Genomic DNA, 2,342 nt, shown 5'->3' on the forward strand with positions numbered 1-2,342 from the left:
CCGACCTCGATCTGGATGACCTGCCTTTCCTCCTCGCCGATATGCGAATACACTTGACCCACGGGTGCAACACCTCTCTTCAACGGACATCTAGACAATCTCCAACTCTAGAAGGTGTTGCACTTGCATCTAGACAACAGGATGCGTAAACCGACGATGGCGATTTGCTACGATTTTGACGGGTGCAAACAAGCTACAGCGGTGGAGACGCTACCAGCGGCATCCGTCGGGACACTGTCGCGCTGCTTGAGCCTGAAAGGCCTCGGGTCCAGATCGAGAGCACCGTACGGCTACGCCCGAACGCATTGCTGCTCTCAGGCTATGGGATACGTGAGTGCCGTGCGGTTGTTGTCATGACGGTCTTCTTTCTGTGCGGTCCGCTATACCGATGGAATCTGAAAGGGGTGGCAATCCGCTCGTCGTCAGCGTGGTTTCCCACCATTGGGCTACCTGGGACAGGGGCTCGTTCCAGAGCACACCAGTGGATTGGTAGTCATGCGATAATTGTCTCTCAAAAGGTGTCTAGCCAAAGGAAATTTCCGATTGTGAATTAATGGCATCTGACTACGGATGCGGCTGGTGCCACTGCGCGAAAGGGTGCATCGGTCGGAGAGCCTGGAGAGAAGGCAGCCAATGAATAGCGGGGTGGTACTGTGGACCTCGATTGGTTCCAGGGGTGATGGATCACTGGATAGGATGGCGTGAGAAGAGCCGTTTCTGTTCCCATCGCATAACGCTCCCCGCGTCCGGACCCGGGATTTCATGTTTGATGGGTGGGATTGTGGGAAGGGGGGTTTCAATGAGCAGACATGCCATGGCACACGGGGGGACACGGCGGCCACGCGGGAGGAAACGGGTGTGGCCCCGCGTGCTGGCCATCGCCGGATCATGTCTGTTCGTTCTCGCCGTGGCGGCGGCAGCGGCGGCGTGGGTGCTTTACAATCAGGCTCTCGCCGTCAAGGATCATGAGACCAAGGCGTTGGCATCGTTGAACTCGATCTCCTCCTTGACATCCGCCACGAAAACCTCGACGGTCAAGACGACTATCGCGTCCGCAAGCGCGAACGCGGATGAGGCCCGCTCCATCGCGCATGGACGTTTGTGGAATATCGCCGCCAGAATTCCCGTGATCGGTGGGGATGTGTCCACCGTTCAGGGGATGACCTCCGTTATGGCGGATGTGGTCGGGGACACCGTTCCACGGCTGGTCGATGTGGCGTCCACGCTCCAGAACGCGACGCTCAGCACAGGGGATGCCACCATCAATCTCAGCCCCATACTCGCCTCGCAAAAGGAGATGACCTCCGTCAGCACTGATCTGGCGAAGCTGGTCGACGATTATGATTCTCTCGCAACGCCCAGAACCAGCAAGGTGAGGACCGCGTACCTGTCGGGCAAGACATCTCTGGAATCCTTGGATGACACGGTGTCGGGTCTTTCCGACGGACTGAACATCCTTCCCGATTTTCTGGGATCCGACGGCGCGAAAACCTACGCCATTCTGGCGATGACGACATCCGAAGCGAGATCATCCGGTGGGCTTGTCGGATCCGTGGGGGAGATGAAGACCCAGGACGGGGCGATCAGCATATCGGATTTCCGTTCCAACACCGAGTATCTCCCATATTCCCGGGCGCAGGCCACATCCGACGAGAAACGTCTTTTCTCCGCATGGGGTCCACTGTCCATGTCCTTTGACATCAGGGATTCCGCCGTGTACCCCGACACCTCCCGTGTGGCCTCGGCCATGAAAACCATGTGGACAAGCACACCCTGGGGATCCACGACGACCCTTGACGGAGTGATCCTCGTCGATCCGGTGGTTTTGCAGGAGCTGGTGGGCGCGACGGGAAACATCACGCTACCAGACGGGCGCGTCCTCACCGGAAGCAACACGGCGAAGTTCCTGCTCAACACCGTATACACCGACTACAAGATCTCCGAGCAGGACGAGTTGTTCGGACTGGTCGCCGAACGGGCCGTGAGCAGCGCGTTCTCGAACATGACGTTCAGCAAGCTCGTCACCATCGGGAAGATCATGGGATCAATGGCCCAAGGACGCCATCTGTCCGTCTACGCCTTCGACACTTCCACGCAGAAGACCATAGCCGCCGCCGGACTCACCGCATCGTCGCCCGACAACGAGGAGAAACCCTCCGTGGGCGTGTACCTCACGCAGCAGTCCGCGTCGAAAATGGACTGGTATGTCCACCGCACGTCGCGCGTCGTCCGGAAGTCGTGCAACTCGAACGGATCGCAGACGTATCAGGTCAGCTACACCATGAAGAACACCATCACATCCGCCCAGGCGTCCTCCCTGTCGTCCTACATCACCGGCTACA

The 2,342-nt window shown here is 58.6% G+C and carries 1 protein-coding gene; it reads left to right on the plus strand.

The genetic code is table 11. The features are described 5' to 3' along the window. Nucleotides 1–856: 856 nt before the first annotated feature. On the plus strand, nt 857–2,342 hold a 1,486-nt coding region (locus Q1X90_RS04780), incomplete at its 3' end, for a DUF4012 domain-containing protein (protein WP_300767084.1).

Source organism: uncultured Bifidobacterium sp. (assembly GCF_949292005.1).
Taxonomy (GTDB): domain Bacteria; phylum Actinomycetota; class Actinomycetes; order Actinomycetales; family Bifidobacteriaceae; genus Bifidobacterium.